Genomic DNA, 17,585 nt, shown 5'->3' on the forward strand with positions numbered 1-17,585 from the left:
GAAACCCGCGCGGTTGTCTGGCCGCGCGGGTTTCGCTTGTGCTCTAAAGGTCGCGGTTATGCCGCTTTTGCCTGGGTGCCGAAGCGTCCGTAGAAGGACTGGTTCTTGCCCGCCATCTCGCGCAGCAAGTCAGGCGTGGCGAAGCGCTCGCCGAATTTGGCTGTCAGTTCGTCGCAACGCTCGGCCGCGTAAGGCGTGCCGATGATGTCGAGCCACGAGAACGGACCACCTGACCACGGCGCAAAGCCCCAGGCCAGGATCGCGCCCACGTCGCCTTCGCGGATGTCTTCCAGCACGCCTTCTTCCAGTGCGCGGACGGCCTCCAGCACCTGCGCGAACATCAGGCGATGCTGCACTTCGATCAGGTCGGGCTGGTCTTCGGCATGGGGGTATTTCTCTTCCAGCCCTTGCCAGTACCCCTGTCGCTTGCCCTTTTCATCATAGTCGAAGAAGCCAGCGTTGGATTTGCGGCCCAGCCGGCCCTCTTTTTCCATCCAGAAGATCACCTCGTCCACGGCAGCATCGGGATAGTCGTCGCCCATCGCGGCCTTGGTCGCGCGGGCGATCTTGGCGCCGAGGTCGATCGAGGTCTCGTCGACCAGTTGCAGCGGTCCCACCGGGAAGCCCAGCTGACGCGCGGCGTTGTCTATCAGTGCGGGCGTCACACCCTCGGCCACCATCCGGATGCCTTCGTTGATGTAGGGGATGATGCAGCGGTTGCAGTAGAAGAACCGCGCGTCATTCACCACGATGGGCGTCTTGCGGATTTGCCGGACGTAATCCAGTGCTTTCGCCACTGCCCTTGGGCCGGTTTCCGCACCCTTGATGATCTCGACCAGCATCATCTTCTCGACGGGCGAGAAGAAGTGGATGCCGATGAACTGCCCGGGATTGTCCGACGCCTTTGCCAGTTCCGTGATCGGCAGAGTCGAGGTGTTGGTGGCGAAGATGCAATCGTCGCCGACGACTTTCAGCACTTCCTTGGTGACCTCGGCCTTGACGCCCGGATCCTCGAACACGGCCTCGATGATCAGGTCCGCGCCTTTCAGCGCGTTGTAATCGGTGGTCGCGGTGATGAGGTCCAGCGTCGCCGCCTTCTTGTCCTCGGTGGCCTTGCCGCGCTTGATGCCCTTGTCCATGTAGTCGGCGGTGTAGGCCTTGCCCTTGTCGGCGGCTTCCTGTTTCTGGTCGATCAGCACGACCTCCATCCCTGCCATGGCCGAGACGAGCGCGATGCCCGCGCCCATCATGCCGGCACCCATGACACCGACCTTCTTGACCTTCTGGTCGGGCACGTCGGGCCGGTTGGCGCCTTTTTCCAGCGCTTCCTTGTTGATGAAAAGGCTGCGGATCATGGCCGCCGAGGAGGGGTTCATCAACACGTTGGTGAACCAGCGCGCCTCGATCTTGAGCGCGGTGTCGAAGGGTACGAGCGCGCCTTCATAGACCGCGCTTAGCAGCGCCTTGGCCGCCGGGAAGGCACCTTGCGTCTTGCCGTTGACCATGGCAGAGGCACCGACGAAGGTCATGAAGCCCGCCGGGTGGTAGGGCGCGCCGCCGGGCATCTTGTAGCCTTTCTCGTCCCACGGCTTGACGAAGCTGGGCTCGGAAAGGACCCATTCCTTGGCCTTGGCAATCAGCTCATCGGCGGGCACGACCTCGTCCACCACGCCGGCGGACTTGGCTTTCTTGGGATCGTTCAGCTTGCCTTCGAGCAGCAGGGGCGAGGCGCCCATCGCGCCCAACTTGCGGACAAGGCGGGTGGTGCCGCCCGCGCCGGGGAAAATGCCGACCATGATCTCGGGCAGGCCGATCTTGGCCTTGGGATTGTCGGCGGCAAAGATGCGGTGGCAGGCCAGCGGAATTTCCAGCCCGATGCCAAGCGCGGTGCCGGGCAGGGCGGCGGCGATGGGCTTGCCGCCCTTGTTCTTGTCGTCCATGCCGCCGCGCTCGATCTTGCGCAGGATGGAGTGCATGTTCATCAGCCCGTCCATCAGGCCCTGCGCCGGATTGTCGCCGGCCATTTCCTTCATCTTGGCGATCACGTTGAGGTCCATGCCCCCGGCGAAGGTGCCTTCCTTGCCGGAGGTGATGACGATGCCCTTGACCGCATCGTCCGCCAGCGCGTCGTCCACCAGGCTTTCCAGCAGGGGCCAGCCTTCCATGTTCATCACGTTCATGGACTTGCCTTGGGTGTCCCAGGTGATGATCGCGACGCCGTCGGCGCCTTTTTCCATCGTGAAGTCAGTCATGTCTCTAATCCTCGTATCCCGGGTTACACGCGTTCGATGATCGTGGCTGCGCCCATGCCGGACGCGATGCAGAGCGTGGCGAGCCCGACTTCCTTGTCCGAGCGCTCCAGTTCATCAAGCAGCGTGCCAATGATGATGGCACCGGTGGCGCCCAGAGGGTGGCCCATGGCGATGGAGCCGCCGTTGACGTTGACCAGCTCGGGATCGACATCAAAGGCCTGCATGAAGCGCAGCACGACCGAGGCGAAGGCCTCGTTCACCTCGAAAAGGTCTATGTCGCCGATGTTCATGCCGGAATCCGCCAGGATCTTCTGTGTCGCCGGAACAGGCCCGGTCAGCATGATCGTCGGGTCGGTGCCGATCTTGCAGGTCTGCCGAATACGCGCGCGGGGCTTCAGGCCCCATTTCTCGCCGAATTCCTTGGAGCCGATCAGCACACCGGCAGAGCCGTCCACGATGCCAGAGCTGTTGCCGGCGTGGTGGATGTGGTTGATCTTTTCCAGGTGCGGGTATTTCAGCTTGGCCACGGCGTCGAAGCCGGGCATCACCTCGCCCATCTGCTGGAAGCTGGCATTGAGCGCGCCCAAGGCATGCATGTCGGTGCCAGGGCGCATGTATTCGTCATGGTCGAGGATGGTCAGGCCATTCTGGTCTTTCACCTCGATTATGGATTTCTCAAAACGGTTGTCCTTCCACGCCGCCGCCGCACGGTTCTGGCTCTCAACCGCCAGCGCATCGGCTTGGTCGCGATTGAAACCGTATTCGGTGGCGATGATGTCCGCGCTGATGCCTTGCGGGACGAAGTAGCTGTCCATGGCCACGCTGGGGTCAACGGCAATCGCCGCACCGTCGCTGCCCATGGCCACGCGGCCCATCATCTCGACGCCGCCTGCAATATAGGCCTCGCCCGCGCCGCCCTTGACCTGGTTCGCGGCCAGGTTCACGGCTTCCATTCCACTCGCGCAGAAGCGGTTTATGGCCAGGCCGGGGATGGATTCGTCGAGGTCGGAGGCCAGCACGGCGGTCCGCGCAAGGCAGCCGCCCTGTTCCATAACCTGCGTGACGTTGCCCCAGATCACGTCTTCGACGGCGTGACCGTCAAGGCCGTTGCGGTCTTTGAGCGCGTTCAGCACATGGGTGCTGAGGCGCACGGCGGTCACTTCGTGCAGCGCGCCGTCCTTGCGGCCCTTGCCGCGCGGCGTGCGGACCGCGTCATAGATATAGGCTTCGGTCATGTCCGGACTCCTTTAGTTGTCCTGTCGTGTCGGATTGTTTTTCGTGTGCGCCGATGGTTTGTTCAGGCGCGGTCTGCCGGAGAGCCCGGCATCAGGTCATAGGGATGTTTCCAGCCGGGCAGCGCCTCGATGCTGGAAAGCCATCTGTCGATATTGGGCCATTCGGCGCGGTCGAAGCCGAAGGGCTCGGGGTAAAAAAGGTAAGCGCAGCAGGAAATGTCGGCATTGGTCAGCCCGTCAGCGACGATCCAGTCGCGCCCCTCAAGCCGGTCGTTCAGGGTGGTGTAGGCGGCTTTCAGGCGGCCTTGGGTAAAGCTGATGACCTCTGCCGGGCGCTTGTCCTCGGGCAGGAAGTTCATCAGGAAGCGGGTCATTCCGGCTTGACTGGAAAGCTTGTGATTGTCCCATAGGACCCAGCGCAGAACCTCGTATTTCTCGGCCTGGTCGCGACCGCCGAACTTTCCCGTCTGGTCGGTGACGTATTGCTGGATCACGCCCGACTGGGTCAGGCGGATATCGCCGTCGATCATCACCGGCGCTTCGCCCATTTCGTTGACGTCACGGCGATACGCGTCGCCACGGGTTTCGCCGCCGAAGAAATCGACCTTCACCGGCTCCCAGTCCAGACCGGAAAGTTCCAGCGCCAGCGCCGCCTTGTAGGCGTTGCCGCTTTCGCCGAAGCAGTGCAGCTTGATCGTCATGTCCTAACTCCCAGTTTCGTTCTCTTGGCAGGCGTCGGATTTGAGTATTTTTGGAACGATGAAAAGCGGGGTGCTCTTTCACTGTTCCCCAAATACTCTCGCCGAAGGCGTCCGGCGATTTGCGGCAGACGCGCGGGCCGAATTTTCATAGCGACCTCGAAATCAGTTCTTTCATGATCTCGTTGGTGCCACCGTAGATGCGCTGCACCCGCGCGTCGGCCCACATTTCGGCGATGTCGTACTCGGCCATGTAGCCGTAGCCGCCATGCAGTTGAACGCAGGCGTCCAGCACTTCGAACTGCGTGTCCGTCAGCCAGTATTTGGCCATCGCGGCTTTCTCGACGCTCAGCTTGCCGTGGAGGTGTTCCTCGATGCACTCGTCGAGGAATGCGCGGCAGACCTTGGTCTTGGTCAGGCACTCGGTCAGGGTAAAGCGGATCGTCTGGAACTTGTCGAAGATCGGCGCGCCGAATGCCTCGCGTTCCTTTGTGTAGGCAATGGTGCGGGCGACGCCGCCCTCCAGCGCGCCCTGTGCCCCGCACGCGATGATCAGCCGTTCCTGTGGCAATTGCTCCATCATCTGGTAAAAGCCGCGGCCCTCTTCGCCGCCAAGGATGTTTTCCGGCGGGATCTCGACATTGTCGAAGAAAAGCTCGGAGGTGTCTCCGGCCTTGAGCCCGTTCTTTTCCAGGTTGCGGCCGCGGGTGAAGCCCTCGGTGTCCTCGGTTTCGACCACGACGAGCGAGATGCCTTTTGCGCCCTGCTTGGGATCGGTCTTGGCGGCGACGATGACCAGGTCGGCGTGCTGGCCGTTGGTGATGAACGTCTTTTGGCCAGTGAGGCGATAGGAATTGCCCTCGCGCAGGGCCTTGGTCTTCATGCCTTGCAGGTCCGAGCCCGCGCCGGGTTCGGTCATGGCCAGCGCGCCCACCATGTCGCCGGAGACCATCTTGGGTAGCCAGCGCTTCTTTTGTTCTTCGCTGCCATAGGCCAGCAGGTAGTGCGCCACGATGCCGGAATGGATCGGGTTGCCCCAGCTCGCAAGGTTGGCACGGCTTTGCTCGATGCAGATCACCGCTTCGTGGCCGAAATCGCCGCCCGCGCCGCCGTATTCCTCGGGGATCGAGGGGCAGAGCAGGCCCAGCGCCCCGGCCTGCTGCCAGATCTCGCGGTCCATGATGCCGGCCTTGCGCCAGCGTTCGAAATGCGGGCCCCACTCCTCGGTGATGAACCTGGCCGTCATCTCGGTGAGCATTTCGTGCTCGTCGGTCATCCATGCGGACATGAGGTGCCTCCCTAGCGTTTGCGGGCGTCGAGTTCTGAATTGAAAATACGCAGCCGGTGACCGAACGTGTCCTCGTCGATCACGCTGTCGAAATTCTCGAAGAGGAAGGACAGCGCCTCGCCTTCGTCGAGCCCGGAGTCCTGCGCGAATTTCCGCAGCCGGCGATAACCGTCCTCGGTCATCGCGGCGTTGAAGCGGCGGGTCAGGCGAAAGCGTTTCGGCATGATGTCCTCCCAGTCATCGTGGCGTGCGTAGGGTGGGTTTGAAACCCACCCCAAGGTGTTCAGAATGCCTCGGCTTCAAGCTCCATCACGGGCTCGGCGCCGGATTCGATGCGCGCAAGGTGCATCCCGGTCGCGGGCAGGCGGCGTTTCATGTAGAAGCGGCCCGTGGCGATCTTGGTCTTGTAGAAGGCCGTGTCGCCGTCACCGGCCTCGATCGCCGCGTGCGCGGCCTTGGCCATCTGTGCCCACATCAGGCCCAGGCAGACATGCCCGAAAAGGTGCATGAAGTCATAGGACCCCGACAGCGCCGCGTTGGGGTTCTTCATGCCGTTCTGCATGAAGAACATGCCGGCCTGTTGAAGGTGCTTCGAGCTTTCCTTGAGCGGATCGAGGAAGTCCTGCTTCAGCGCCGGGTGCCTTTCGTTCTCCTTGATGAACGCCTTGACCATGTCGAAGAAGGCCATGACGTGCTTGCCGCCATCCTGCGCCAGCTTGCGGCCGACGAGGTCGAGCGCCTGAACGCCGTTGGCGCCTTCGTAGATCATGGCGATCCGGGCGTCGCGGGCGAACTGGGACATGCCCCATTCCTCGATATAGCCATGGCCGCCATAGACCTGCTGGGCGAGGATCGTCATGTCGAAACCCTCGTCGGTCAGGAAGCCCTTGATGATCGGGGTCAGCAGGCTGACCATGCCCTCAGCGGCCTCGTCATTGCCGCGATGCGACTGGTCGATCATCTGGCTGCCCCACAGAAGGAACGCGCGGGCGCCTTCGACAAAGCTTTTCTGGTCCAGGAGCGCGCGGCGGATGTCCGGGTGGACGATCAGCGGGTCGGCTGGGCCGTCGGGGTTTTTCACGCCGGTGACGTCGCGGCCTTGCAGCCGGTCCTTGGCATATTCGAGCGCGTTCTGATAGGCCACGTCGGCCTGCGCGAGGCCCTGCATGCCGACACCGATACGGGCCTCGTTCATCATGGTGAACATGGCGCGCATGCCTTTGTGCTCTTCGCCCAGCAGGTAACCCGTCGCCTCGTCATAGTTCATGACGCAGGTCGAGTTGCCGTGGATGCCCATCTTCTCCTCGATCTTGCCGCAGGCGACGCCGTTGCGTTCACCCAGGGTGCCGTCTTCTTTCACGAGGAACTTGGGCACGATGAAGAGGCTGACGCCCTTGATGCCCTCGGGGCCGCCGGGGATCTTGGCCAGCACGAGGTGGATGATGTTGTCGGCCATGTCGTGTTCGCCCGACGAGATGAAGATCTTCTGGCCGGTGATCTTGTAGCTGCCGTCGCCCTGCGGTTCCGCCTTGGTCCGCATCAGGCCCAGGTCGGTGCCGCAATGCGGCTCGGTCAGGTTCATCGTGCCGGTCCAGTCGCAGGACGCCATCTTGGGCAGGTACGTGGCCTTCTGATCCTCGGACCCGTGCGCCAGGATTGCCGAAGCCGCGCCATGGGTAAGGCCCTGGTACATTGTGAAGGCCTGGTTGGCGGCCGAGAACATTTCGCCCACCGCGGTGCCGAGGATATAGGGCATGTTCTGGCCACCGAATTCCTCGGGCAGGTCCAGCGCGGTCCAGCCGCCCTCGCGCACCTGGTCGAAGGCATCCTTGAAACCTGTAGGCGTGCGGACCACACCGTTTTCCAGTTTGCAGCCCTCGGTATCGCCGACGACGTTCAAGGGTGCCAGAACTTCGGATGAGATCTTGCCGGCCTCTTCCAGAACGGCGCTGGTAAAGTCACGGTCCAGTTCGGCATAGCCGGGGGTGTCGGTGGTGCTGACCTTCAGAACATCGTGAAGGATGAACTGCATGTCCTTGGTGGGCGGGGTGTAGCTCGGCATGTGGTGGTCTCCCTACATCATCACAGTGTCGGGCCGGGGATCATTCCGCGGCTTTCGGTGTCTGGCGGAGCGAGGAGATCATCTTCTCGCCCCATTTCATCTGGTCGCGCAGGTCGTCGATGGCCGCGGTCAGCTCGTCGCGTTGGCGTTCAAGCTCTTCCAGCCGGTCCTTGGCGATTTCATATGTGCTTTCCAACTGCGTCAGCTGCTGGTCGCCCCGGTCATAGAGGTTGAGAAGCTGGCGGATTTCCTCGAGGCTGAAGCCAAAGCGCTTGCCGCGCAGGATCAGCTTGAGCCGCGCGCGGTCGCTTTTCGTGAACAGCCGCTTCTGACCTTCCCGGCGCGGGAAGAGCAGTTCTTTCGCCTCGTAGAAACGCAGGGTCCGCGGCGTCACGTTGTACGCGTCGCACATCTCGCGAATGGTCATCGTTTCGTCGGTCATGTCGGTTTCCGTAAATCTCGTTGCGTGGCCGGAACATGTGAGGCGATAGCCATCGGTACAACACGTAAGCAGGTTTACGTAACCACTACGTAACGTCACTTTGTGCTTTACGTAAGATCAGGCAAGGTCAACCTGCGACCCGCGCAATTATTTTGCGGAAATATCGAGGGAGGCCAGACGGCCGAAGGTCTAGCCGAGCGACTTTTCGGTCGAATCGCGGGCCTCTTTCAGCTCCGCGATGGACTGTTCCAGCTGTTCCTTCTGGGTGCGCAGTTCTTCCAACTGGCGGTCGGCAAGGTCGATCCAGGTACGCAACTGCGTCTCGGTGCCCTTTTCCTCGTAGATTTCCAGCCACTGTCGAATGTCTTCGAGGGCAAAGCCCCAGCGGCGACCGCGCAGGATCAGTGTCATGCGAGCCACTTCGCGCGGACCATAGTAGCGCGAGCGCCCTTCACGTGTCGGACTGAGTAACTCGATATACTCGTAGTACCGCAGCGTGCGCGGCGTCACGTCGAACTTGGCGCACATCTCCTTGAATGACAGGCGTTGCTCTGACATCGCGGGTCCTCCTGAAGTCTACTTAAGAGACTTAGGGCGGATCGCGCAACAGGCACCCTTGCAGCGCGCGGGCATTAGAGACCATAAAGAGGCGAGCAAGCCGCAGGACTTTTCATGACCGACAACAACAAGATCGCCGCGCAGTTCATGGGCGCCATTCCGCATGCCAAGGCGCTGGGGATGGAGATCACGCATGTCGGTGACGGTGTGGCCGAGATGAAGATGGACTATGCAGACCACCTGGTGGGCGACCCGGAAACCGGGGTGATCCACGGCGGCGCTGTGTCGGCGCTGATGGACACGTGTTGCGGAGCGGCGGTGATGAGTCACCCGGACTCGCCCGGGGCCACGGCCACGATCGACCTGCGCATCGACTACATGCGACCGGCAAAGCCCGGCCAGACGATACGGGCGCGGGCGGAGTGCTATCACATCACCCGTTCGGTCGCCTTCGTCCGGGCGCAGACGCTGGACGACGATGCCGACCGCCCCGTGGCGCAGGCCACCGGCACCTTCACAGTGGCGCGCAAATCATGAGCCGCTCGCGTCCCGAACCCGTGCAGGTCATCAAGCAACGCCGCGACGCGGCGCTTCACGCCCTTGTGGATCACGTGCCCTATATCCGTTTCATGGGGATCGAATTCGACCGTCGCGGGGACGAACTTACCGGGGTGATGCCCTTTGATGAAAAGCTGATCGGCAACCCGCTCTTGCCCGCGTTGCATGGCGGTGCCACCTCGGCGTTTCTGGAGGTGACGTCGATCATCACGCTGAGCTGGGCGATGCTGTGGGACGAGATGGAATCCGGCGAGCTGGCGGTAGAGGCGTTCGAAGCCGGCGACTTGCCGCGCCTGCCCAAGACGATTGATTTCACCGTGGATTACCTGCGTTCGGGCCTGCCGCGGGATGCCTATGCCCGCGCGGTGGTTACACGGTCGGGCCGGCGCTATGCGTCTGTTCGGGCCGAGGCGTGGCAAGACAACCGGGCCCGTCCCTTTGCACAGGCAACCGGGCACTTCCTGATGCCGCGCCGCGATGGCTGAGACACCGGCGGAGATCACGCATAAACGCGTGCTCAACATCGCCATACCGATCGTGCTGTCGAATGCCACAGTCCCGATCCTGGGCGCGGTGGATACAGGCGTCGTGGGGCAGTTGGGCGAGGCCGTGCCCATCGGCGCAGTCGGTATCGGCGCGATCATTCTGACCGGGCTTTACTGGGTCTTCGGTTTTCTGCGGATGGGCACGACGGGCCTCACGAGCCAGGCGCACGGGGCGGGACAGACCGGCGAGGTGGCCGCCATGCTGACCCGGTCGCTGATGATCGGCATCACGGCAGGCGTGGGCATAATCGTTCTTCAACTGCCGTTGTTCGCGGGGGCCTTTCTCGTGTCGCCCGCCAGCGCGGAGGTCGAGGCGCTGGCGCGGGACTACATGGCGATCCGGGTCTGGAGCGCGCCTGCCTTAATCGCCCTGTATGGTGTCACCGGCTGGCTGATCGCGTTGGAGCGGACCCGCGCGGTGCTGGTGCTTCAAGTCGCGATGAACGGGATCAACATTCTGTTGGACATATGGTTCGTGCTAGGGCTGGACCTTGGTGTGACCGGGGTGGCCTGGGCGACCTTTATTGCCGAATGGTCGGGCCTGATTCTTGGTCTGTGGCTGTGCCGCGACGTCTGGCGCGTGGACGCCTGGCGCGACTGGGGCCGGGTGTTTGACAGGGTGCAGCTGGCGCGAATGATGTCGGTGAATCGCGATATCCTGCTGCGGTCACTGATGCTGCAGGCGATTTTCATTTCCTTCCTGCTGATCGGCGGCGACTTTGGAGACGTTACGCTGGCCGCGAACCAGGTCCTGTTGCAGTTCCTGAACATCTCGGCGCATGCGCTGGATGGCTTCGCGTTCGCCGCCGAGGCGCTGGTCGGTCAAGCGTTCGGGCGGCGCAGTGTTGCGCGTCTGCGCCGGGGGGCTATCTTGGCCAGTGTCTGGGCCTTGACGATCGTGGTTCTTATGGCCTGTGCCTTCGCTCTATGGGGCGGGGCGATCATTGACCTGATGGCGAAGGCGCCCGAGGTGCAGACCGAAGCGCGGGCCTTTCTGGTCTACGTCTGTATCGCGCCGGTGGTCGGCGTGGCACCTTTCATGCTGGACGGGATATTCATCGGCGCGACACGGGCCGGGGACATGCGCAACATGATGGCGCTGAGCCTTGTGATCTATGTCGCCGCCGTCTTGGTGTTGGTGCCGTGGCTGGGCAATCACGGGCTGTGGCTGGCGCTTCTGATCAGCTTCGTGGCGCGGGGTGTGACGCTCTGGCTGCGGTATCCCGCGCTCGAGGATTCGGTCGCTCCGGGTGCACCGCCGGCGACCACGGCGGCGGATGCATAATTTGATCAAGTATTGTTTCACGGTTGGCAAACGTCCCCGGTCGCGGCAATTGTTCGAAACAGAAATGACGTCTCAGGAGGCACCGAAATGTCGAACCCGCCGATCCGTGTTGCGATAAACGGCTTTGGCCGCATTGGACGGACCCTGCTGCGGATCCTGCTGCGCGACACACGAGATTTCGAACTCGTCGCGATCAACGATATCGAGCCGCTGAGCACCTGCGCCTATCTCTTTCAGTTCGACAGCGTCTTCGGCCCGTGGCCGGAAGAGGTCGGCACGGGCGATGCCACCCTGATCGTGGGCGGACGGCGCATCCCGTTTCATGCCGAACCGGACCTGCGCAGCCTTGATCTGCAAGGGGTGGATATCGTTTTGGAATGTACCGGCATGGGCGGCAAGCGGGCCGTCGCCGAACGCGGGCTGGCAGCGGGTGCGCGCAAGGTGCTGGTGTCCGGACCGTCGCCCGAGGCGGACGTGACGCTCGTGATGGGAGCGAACGAAGGCGATCTGTCCGATCACCGGATCGTCTCCAACGCTTCCTGCACGACCAATGCGCTGGCCCCGCTCGCGCGGCTTCTGGACGAGGCGTTCGGATTGGTCAACGGGCAGATGACGACGGTGCACTGCTATACCGGCAGCCAGCCGACGGTGGACAAGCCCCGCGCCGCGCCGGAGCGCAGCCGCGCTGCGGCTTTGTCGATGGTGCCCACGACGACCAGCGCGCAAGATCAGACCGGGCTTGTCCTGCCGCATCTTAAAGGCCGGATCGAGGCGCGGGCGATCCGCGTGCCCACGGCCAGCGTGTCCTGCATCGACCTGACCGTGCAGACCCGCGAGACGGTAAATGCTGCAACGGTGAATTCCGTCCTTCAAGGGGCGGTGCGGCCCGGCGGTGTGTTCGGCTGGACCGAGCAACCGCTGGTCAGCTCCGACCTGCGCGGACGACCGGAATCCCTGATCCTCGTCGGACCCGAGACGAGCGTGTCTGCCGGCGGCCTCCTGCGCGTCTTCGGCTGGTACGACAACGAGTGGGGCTTTTCCTGCCGAATGCTCGACATGGCGCGGCTGATGGCGCCGCGGTGACAAGATTATTCGTACGAATAATCTCGGGCACGGGGATGCGTCGTGTAACCTGCTGATTATTTTTACGAATAATCAGTCGTCGAGCGGCTCGATCAAGCCAGGTCCAGAGGCCCGGTTGGAATTGACCTTCGGGTCCACGCGGTAGAGCCGCAGCGTGTCATCCGGTGCCGCTGTCATCAACGTGGCCGCACCGTGGCCCGCCTCGCCCAGCCAGAGCGGCCAGTCCTTTTCGGCCAGGATCACTGGCATCCGGTGATGGATCTTTCGCATCGGCTCGTTCGACCCGGTCGTGACGATGGCACAGGTGGTCATCGGCTCGTCACCCTTGTCCCAGGACTGGTAGATTCCGGCGAAGGCCAGCGCGTCACCTTCGGCCGGATGGATGAACCAGGGCAGGCGATTTCCGTCCTCGTCCTTGGTCCATTCGTAGAAACCGCTGGCCGGGATCAGGCAGCGCCGGTCGCGGGCGGCCGACCGGAAGGCGGGTTTTTCCGCGATGGTTTCGGCCCGCCCGTTGATCAGCAACGGGCCGTCAGCGGGCGTCTTGTACCAGTGCGGGATGAAGCCCCAGCGCATCGACCCAAGCTGCCTGTCGGTGCCGTCCGAGGTCACCACGTGCACATCGTTTGTCGGACAGACGTTGTAGTTGGGAACCATCGGCAAATCGTTAACGGGGCGCGCGGCAAAGAGTTGTGCCATGGCGTCCTGCGGCAGGGTGACGGCGAAACGTCCGCACATGGGATTACCTCAGCACGTTCGAGTAGACCAGCAAGCCCCAGGGCAGGAGGGCCTTCTCGACCTTGGTCCAGAGCCCGCCGAAGCTGATCGGGTCGATACCGGTCTGCGCGGCTATCTGTTGCAGATTGCGGCGCCCGTCGATGGCGGCAATCACAGGCGCGGCCTGTTTCGGCAGGGCGAGCTTGCCCTTGATGCCGTCCGTGTCGAGCGCGGGTGCTTGCCCCTGTGCCACGGCGCGGGCCAGTTGCGCGGCTTGCAGGCCCTTGATGTGTGGCACCAGCGTGCGGGTCTTGCCTGTGGCCGGCGCGCGCGGCGTGTCGGTGGCATAGCCGGTGTGCGTGCGGATCGTGCCGTTCAGTTTCTCGGCCACGGCCATCGCCTGTACAGGGCTCATTCCGTCGGGGACGGGGGCCAGACGGGCGAGGTCATAGAGGATTGGGACGGTGAAGCCCGCGAAGGACCAGCCGGTGCCGTCGAGCGTGTCGGCCAGCGCCTGCACGTCATAGGCGCGGTCGGTGCTGTGCAAGAGCAGGTCGTAAAAGCCCGCATCGCCGCTCTTGTGATCGTTGAGATTGGGGTTGGACCTGAACGGATGGCCTTCGGGCAGACTGTCGACGATATGCTTTGCAGACTTGAGCCGGTCTTTCGGTGGTGTGTCGCCGTAGAGCGCGGCGAATGCTTCCTGCAAGGGATAGACGCCGGACCGGCCATAGGGTGCGTAGACCATGAAGCCCATGCCGCCGCCGGGGGCGAGTGCGGCGCGCAGGGCGCTGAACCCGGCATCTGGGTCGGGCAGGTGGTGCAGCACGCCGCAGCAGTCGATATAGTCAAACGGGCCATGATCTGGGGCGTCGAGCAGGCTGCCGGTGACAAAGGTGATGTTCTTCAGTCCGCGCGTCTTTGCCCGCGCCTCGGCCACTTTCCGCGATGCGGTGGAGAGGTCGATATAGGTGGCCTTGTAGGGCTTGCCGTACTGGCTGAGAAGGGCGGTCAGCTGAATGAGGCCATCGCCGGTGCCGCCACCCGCCACGAGGATGCGCAGCGGCTGCGACCAGTCGCGCTGACCGCCGAAGACGTAATGGTCGATCTCCTGCGGCAGAGAAGGCGACCCGAGGATCAGGCGCTTTTTCTCGTCCCGCGGATCCCGCTCGGGATAGGGAAAGGCCTCGTACTGGTCGCGCACCGTGTTCATGGTGCCTTTATGCCGCGCGCCGCCCGGATTGCAAAGCCGAAGCGGCGGGGTGAGGTCTATTGACCGGCCTGGCGAATGCGCCCGTCGGTCTTGGGCGTGTAAGGTGAGTTCTGCGCAAGGTATTCGGCCAGAACTTCGGCCACGTCCGGCCCGAAATCATAGGCATCGGTGGCATCGCGCAGCATGGAATAGCCGTCGCCACCATTGCGCAGGTAGTCGTTCGAAACGGCCAGATAATCGCGTTCGGGATCAAGAGGTTCGCCCCCGACGGTTACCTCGGTGATACGGCTGCCGACCTCGGCGGAGGAGTCGAACACGAAAGTCATCCCGGCCACTTGAGGAAAGCGCCCCGCGCCTTCGCCGAATTGGCTCACGCCGTTTTCCAGCGCCTCTTTCAGCGTGGCGCCGTCGATGCGGAAGGTGGAAAGCGTGTTCTGGAAGGGCAGCACGGTCAGCACTTCGCCCATCGTGATCGGGCCTGCGTCAATCGACGCGCGCACGCCGCCGCCGTTCATCAGCGCGATCTCGACGCCCTGGTCCGCGACGCGGGCCAGCATCGCCTCGGCCACGGCATTGCCCATGGCGCATTCGCCCGCGCGGCAGGCGTCGCGGTCACCGCTGATGGCGTCCGCCGCCTCGGCGACGACCTTGTTGCGGATTTCGTCGAGGGGCTTTGCGGCCTCCTGGATGCGCGAGACGATCTCTGCATCCTCGGCCACGGCGGCGTCCATGATCAGCGGATTGCCTGTGGCGGAGGTGACCTCGCCCGCGTCGTTGAAAACAACGTCGAGACGGCCCAGGAACTTGCCGTAGGCATAGGCCTGCACGATGGCCGTGTCACCCACCATCGTGGGGTAGGGGCCGGCGGCGTCGGGGTCGTTGTTGGAGAGGTAGGTGTTGGAATGCCCGCCGACGATGACATCGACGCCGGTGGTGGTTTCGGCCACGTGCTGATCCACCCCGTAGCCGGAATGCGACAGCACGATGATCTTGTCGACGCCCTGTTCGGTCAGCTTGTCGACCTCGTGCTGTACGGCATCGGCGGGTGGGGTGAAGATGATGTTGGGTCCCGGGCTGGCCAGTTCGTCTGTGTCCTGCGGGGTCAGGCCGATCAGGCCGATCTTCTCGCCGTCACGCTCGATAACGGTTGATTTCCGGATGACGTCGGCAAGCAGGGGTTCGCGGCTGGTATCGGCGTTGGACATCAGCACGGGAAACTCGACGGCGTCCATGAAACCGCGCAACACCTCGGGGCCGTCGTCGAACTCGTGGTTGCCCACGGTCATCGCGTCATAGCCCAGCCGGTTCATCATTTCGGCGGCCAGCTTGCCCTTGTAATAGTTGTAGAAAAGCGTTCCCTGGAACTGATCTCCGCCATCGACCAGCACCGGGTTCGGGGCGTCGGCGCGGGCCTCTTCGATGGCCGTGGCGAGACGCGCGGAACCGCCGAAGCATTCGCCGGCATCGTTATCTTCGGGCGCGCAGGTCGAATTGTACTTGCTGATCGGTTCGAACCGGGCGTGAAAATCGTTCGTGTGCAATATGTTGAGCGTGTAGTCGGCCTGTGCCGCAGTGGCCGTCAACAGGCCGGAAAGGGTAAGGGCAATGACTCTCATGGATGTGCCTCCTAACGAATGCGCAAAGATTGCAGGATGTCGCGCGATGCGTCAAAGGCAATCCTCTTGACCAAGCGCGTGTGGCGGGGCATCACCAAGGCATGCTGATTTACAAGATCTTCCGGGCAGAGGAGTGGGCCGCGCTGCGGTCCGAAGAGGAAACGCGCGGCGCGCCCGTGGACTTGGCGGATGGCTACATCCATTTCTCGACGCCGATGCAGGCGCCTGAAACGGCGGCGAAGCATTTCGAGGGGGCAGAGGACCTTTTTCTGGTGGCGGTGGAAACTGACCGGCTGGGCGATGACCTGGCATGGGAGGTGTCGCGCGGCGGCGAGAAATTCCCACATCTTTACAGAGTTTTGCGACTGGACGATGTCGTCTGGGCACAGCCGCTGCCGTTGGTTGACGGGGTGCATCAGTTCCCGGTCGGCGCGGTATGAGACTTAGCGACAGGATTGGCCTTGGCCTGATGCACCGGCTGGAGCCGGAGCGGGCGCATGGCCTTGCCTTGCAGGCGTTGCGTGCGGGGCTGGTGCCGTTGCCGGGGCTGGTTACCTCGGGCCGATTGCGCTGTGAGGTGGCGGGTCTTCGGCTGGCCAATCCGATCGGGCTGGCGGCGGGGTTCGACAAGAACGCGGTGGCGTTGTCCGCTCTGTCGAGAGCTGGTTTCGGGTTCATCGAGGCCGGCGCGGTGACGCCGAAGGCGCAGGCGGGCAACCCGAAGCCACGGCTGTTCCGGCTGACAGGCGATCGGGCCGTGATTAACCGTTTCGGCTTTAACAACAACGGGATGGAGGACGTGGTGCAAAGGCTGGCGACGCGTCCCAGGGACGCGGTGATCGGGCTGAATCTTGGCGCCAACAAGGACAGCGCGGACCGGGCCGAGGATTTTGCCAGGGTACTGTCGCGCTGCGGGCCGTACCTTGATTTCGCGACCGTGAATGTCTCGAGCCCCAACACCGAAAAGCTGCGCGACCTGCAAGGGGCAGAGGCGCTGGCGGCGCTGCTGAAAGGCGTGATGGAGGCTCGGAACTGGCTGGAAAAACCGATCCCGATCTTTTTGAAAATCTCGCCTGATCTCAGTGACTTGGAGATGTCAGAGCTGGCAGACGTCGCTCAGGCGGGCGGCGTTGCGGCGATCATTGCGACGAACACCACGCTCAACCGGGACGGGCTGCAAAGCCCGATGAGAGAGCAGGCGGGCGGGCTGTCCGGGGCGCCGCTGTTCGAGCGGTCGACACGGGTGTTGGCGCGGATGGCGCAGCTGACCGGGGGGACGATGCCGTTAATTGGCGTAGGCGGGGTCGGAAGTGCCGAACAGGCGCTGGAAAAGATCCGGGCCGGGGCAAGCGCGGTGCAGCTCTATTCGGCGATGGTTTTCGAGGGCATCGGCCTTGTTGAACGGATTGCGCGAGACCTGGACAAGCTTTTGGAAGAAAAGGGATTTTCCAACGTGAGCGATGCGGTTGGCACGGGGCGGGAGGCATGGCTGTGATCGAGATATGGCACAATCCGCGCTGTTCGAAATCACGGCAGACGCTGGCCCTGCTGGAAGAGCGCGGGATCGCACCGAAGGTGCGGCGCTACCTGGAGGATGCGCCGGATGAGGTGGAGCTGCGGGCGGCGCTGTCGGCCTTGGGCATGACAGCTAGCGCGTTGATCCGAAACAAGGAAACGATGTATCGCGAGCTGGGCCTGGGCAAGGACAGCGACGATGCGGCGCTGCTGGCGGCCATGGCGGCGCATCCGATCCTGATCGAGCGGCCCATCGTGTTCGCCGGGGACAAGGCCGCCATCGGACGACCACCCGAAGCGGTTCTGGACATCCTGTAGCCGGCGTATTTCGACTCGATCGTTAATCCGGACGAAAGCCCGAAAACCGCGTCGGTATCGCGTCGGTATTCGAGTGGTATCGCGACGGTGCCGTGGTCGGAGACCCAGAAATGAAGAGACCGCGCGGTGCCCGCATCCCGTGTACCGGACATCCAGTACGAAAAAAGCGGGTCCCCGGCATTTCGGGAACCCGCCTGTGA

General features: G+C 63.2%; 18 protein-coding genes. 7 read left to right on the top strand and 11 right to left on the bottom strand.

All coding sequences use genetic code 11. The features are described from left to right. Positions 1–56: 56 nt before the first annotated feature. From PVV74_RS12810 to PVV74_RS12845, 8 genes are all read right to left on the bottom strand, one after another. Complete coding sequence (locus tag PVV74_RS12810) at positions 57–2,252, bottom strand: 3-hydroxyacyl-CoA dehydrogenase NAD-binding domain-containing protein (RefSeq protein WP_274593460.1); 2,196 nt, start codon at positions 2,250–2,252, stop codon at positions 57–59. 23 nt (positions 2,253–2,275) lie between these two features. Further along, positions 2,276–3,487 carry an acetyl-CoA C-acetyltransferase gene (locus PVV74_RS12815; protein WP_274593461.1) on the bottom strand — a complete coding sequence of 404 codons (1,212 nt, stop codon included), beginning with the start codon at positions 3,485–3,487 and terminating at the stop codon, positions 2,276–2,278. A gap of 62 nt (positions 3,488–3,549) precedes the next feature. Then, positions 3,550–4,188, bottom strand: a complete 639-nt coding sequence (locus tag PVV74_RS12820; protein ID WP_103764865.1) for a glutathione S-transferase family protein — start codon at positions 4,186–4,188, stop codon at positions 3,550–3,552. A gap of 145 nt (positions 4,189–4,333) precedes the next feature. Then, entirely contained in the window at positions 4,334–5,473 is a 1,140-nt protein-coding gene (locus tag PVV74_RS12825; RefSeq protein WP_274593462.1) for an acyl-CoA dehydrogenase family protein, read from the bottom strand. 11 nt (positions 5,474–5,484) lie between these two features. Beyond that, positions 5,485–5,697, bottom strand: coding sequence for a hypothetical protein (locus tag PVV74_RS12830; RefSeq protein ID WP_274593463.1), 213 nt, complete (start codon positions 5,695–5,697; stop codon positions 5,485–5,487). Positions 5,698–5,756: 59 nt separating this feature from the next. After that, positions 5,757–7,535 carry an acyl-CoA dehydrogenase C-terminal domain-containing protein gene (locus PVV74_RS12835; protein WP_274593464.1) on the bottom strand — a complete coding sequence of 593 codons (1,779 nt, stop codon included), beginning with the start codon at positions 7,533–7,535 and terminating at the stop codon, positions 5,757–5,759. Between the two features lie 40 nt (positions 7,536–7,575). Then, positions 7,576–7,977 (bottom strand): MerR family transcriptional regulator, encoded by a 402-nt coding sequence (locus tag PVV74_RS12840; RefSeq protein ID WP_103764869.1) that lies wholly within the window; start codon positions 7,975–7,977, stop codon positions 7,576–7,578. Positions 7,978–8,166: 189 nt separating this feature from the next. Continuing rightward, positions 8,167–8,535 carry a MerR family transcriptional regulator gene (locus PVV74_RS12845; protein WP_103764870.1) on the bottom strand — a complete coding sequence of 123 codons (369 nt, stop codon included), beginning with the start codon at positions 8,533–8,535 and terminating at the stop codon, positions 8,167–8,169. A gap of 114 nt (positions 8,536–8,649) precedes the next feature. Between PVV74_RS12845 and PVV74_RS12850 the strand changes: the two genes are divergently transcribed. The 4 genes from PVV74_RS12850 to PVV74_RS12865 all read left to right on the top strand — a co-directional run bounded on the left by PVV74_RS12850 (position 8,650) and on the right by PVV74_RS12865 (position 12,006). Further along, positions 8,650–9,072: a PaaI family thioesterase gene (locus PVV74_RS12850; RefSeq protein WP_103764871.1), complete on the top strand. Its 423-nt coding sequence runs from the start codon at positions 8,650–8,652 to the stop codon at positions 9,070–9,072. Continuing rightward, entirely contained in the window at positions 9,069–9,578 is a 510-nt protein-coding gene (locus PVV74_RS12855) for a PaaI family thioesterase (protein ID WP_103764872.1), read from the top strand. The genes PVV74_RS12850 and PVV74_RS12855 overlap by 4 nt, the downstream gene beginning before the upstream one ends. After that, positions 9,571–10,923: an MATE family efflux transporter gene (locus PVV74_RS12860; RefSeq protein ID WP_274593465.1), complete on the top strand. Its 1,353-nt coding sequence runs from the start codon at positions 9,571–9,573 to the stop codon at positions 10,921–10,923. The genes PVV74_RS12855 and PVV74_RS12860 overlap by 8 nt, the downstream gene beginning before the upstream one ends. A gap of 87 nt (positions 10,924–11,010) precedes the next feature. Continuing rightward, complete coding sequence (locus tag PVV74_RS12865; protein ID WP_274593466.1) at positions 11,011–12,006, top strand: type I glyceraldehyde-3-phosphate dehydrogenase; 996 nt, start codon at positions 11,011–11,013, stop codon at positions 12,004–12,006. A 72-nt stretch (positions 12,007–12,078) separates the two neighbouring features. On the opposite strand, the gene PVV74_RS12870 is transcribed toward PVV74_RS12865, so the two are convergent. From PVV74_RS12870 to PVV74_RS12880, 3 genes are read right to left on the bottom strand one after another with little or no spacing between them, the layout of a single operon-like run. Further along, entirely contained in the window at positions 12,079–12,744 is a 666-nt protein-coding gene (locus tag PVV74_RS12870) for an SOS response-associated peptidase (protein ID WP_274593467.1), read from the bottom strand. A gap of 4 nt (positions 12,745–12,748) precedes the next feature. Next, positions 12,749–13,936, bottom strand: coding sequence for a class I SAM-dependent methyltransferase (locus tag PVV74_RS12875; RefSeq protein WP_274593468.1), 1,188 nt, complete (start codon positions 13,934–13,936; stop codon positions 12,749–12,751). 56 nt (positions 13,937–13,992) lie between these two features. Then, the gene (locus PVV74_RS12880) at positions 13,993–15,552 is read right to left on the bottom strand and encodes a bifunctional metallophosphatase/5'-nucleotidase (protein WP_274593469.1); all 1,560 of its coding nucleotides are present in this window, start codon (positions 15,550–15,552) and stop codon (positions 13,993–13,995) included. A gap of 101 nt (positions 15,553–15,653) precedes the next feature. Between PVV74_RS12880 and PVV74_RS12885 the strand changes: the two genes are divergently transcribed. From PVV74_RS12885 to arsC, 3 genes are read left to right on the top strand one after another with little or no spacing between them, the layout of a single operon-like run. After that, positions 15,654–15,992, top strand: coding sequence for a DUF952 domain-containing protein (locus PVV74_RS12885; protein WP_103764889.1), 339 nt, complete (start codon positions 15,654–15,656; stop codon positions 15,990–15,992). Then, a complete protein-coding gene (locus PVV74_RS12890) occupies positions 15,989–17,047 on the top strand; it encodes a quinone-dependent dihydroorotate dehydrogenase (protein ID WP_274593470.1) in 1,059 nt (352 codons plus the stop codon). Before PVV74_RS12885 ends, PVV74_RS12890 begins: the two co-directional genes overlap by 4 nt. After that, a complete protein-coding gene (gene arsC, locus PVV74_RS12895; protein WP_103764879.1) occupies positions 17,038–17,385 on the top strand; it encodes an arsenate reductase (glutaredoxin) in 348 nt (115 codons plus the stop codon). Before PVV74_RS12890 ends, arsC begins: the two co-directional genes overlap by 10 nt. Positions 17,386–17,585 lie beyond the last annotated feature (200 nt).

This window comes from Roseovarius sp. SK2 (assembly GCF_028807495.1).
Classification (GTDB): domain Bacteria; phylum Pseudomonadota; class Alphaproteobacteria; order Rhodobacterales; family Rhodobacteraceae; genus Roseovarius; species Roseovarius confluentis.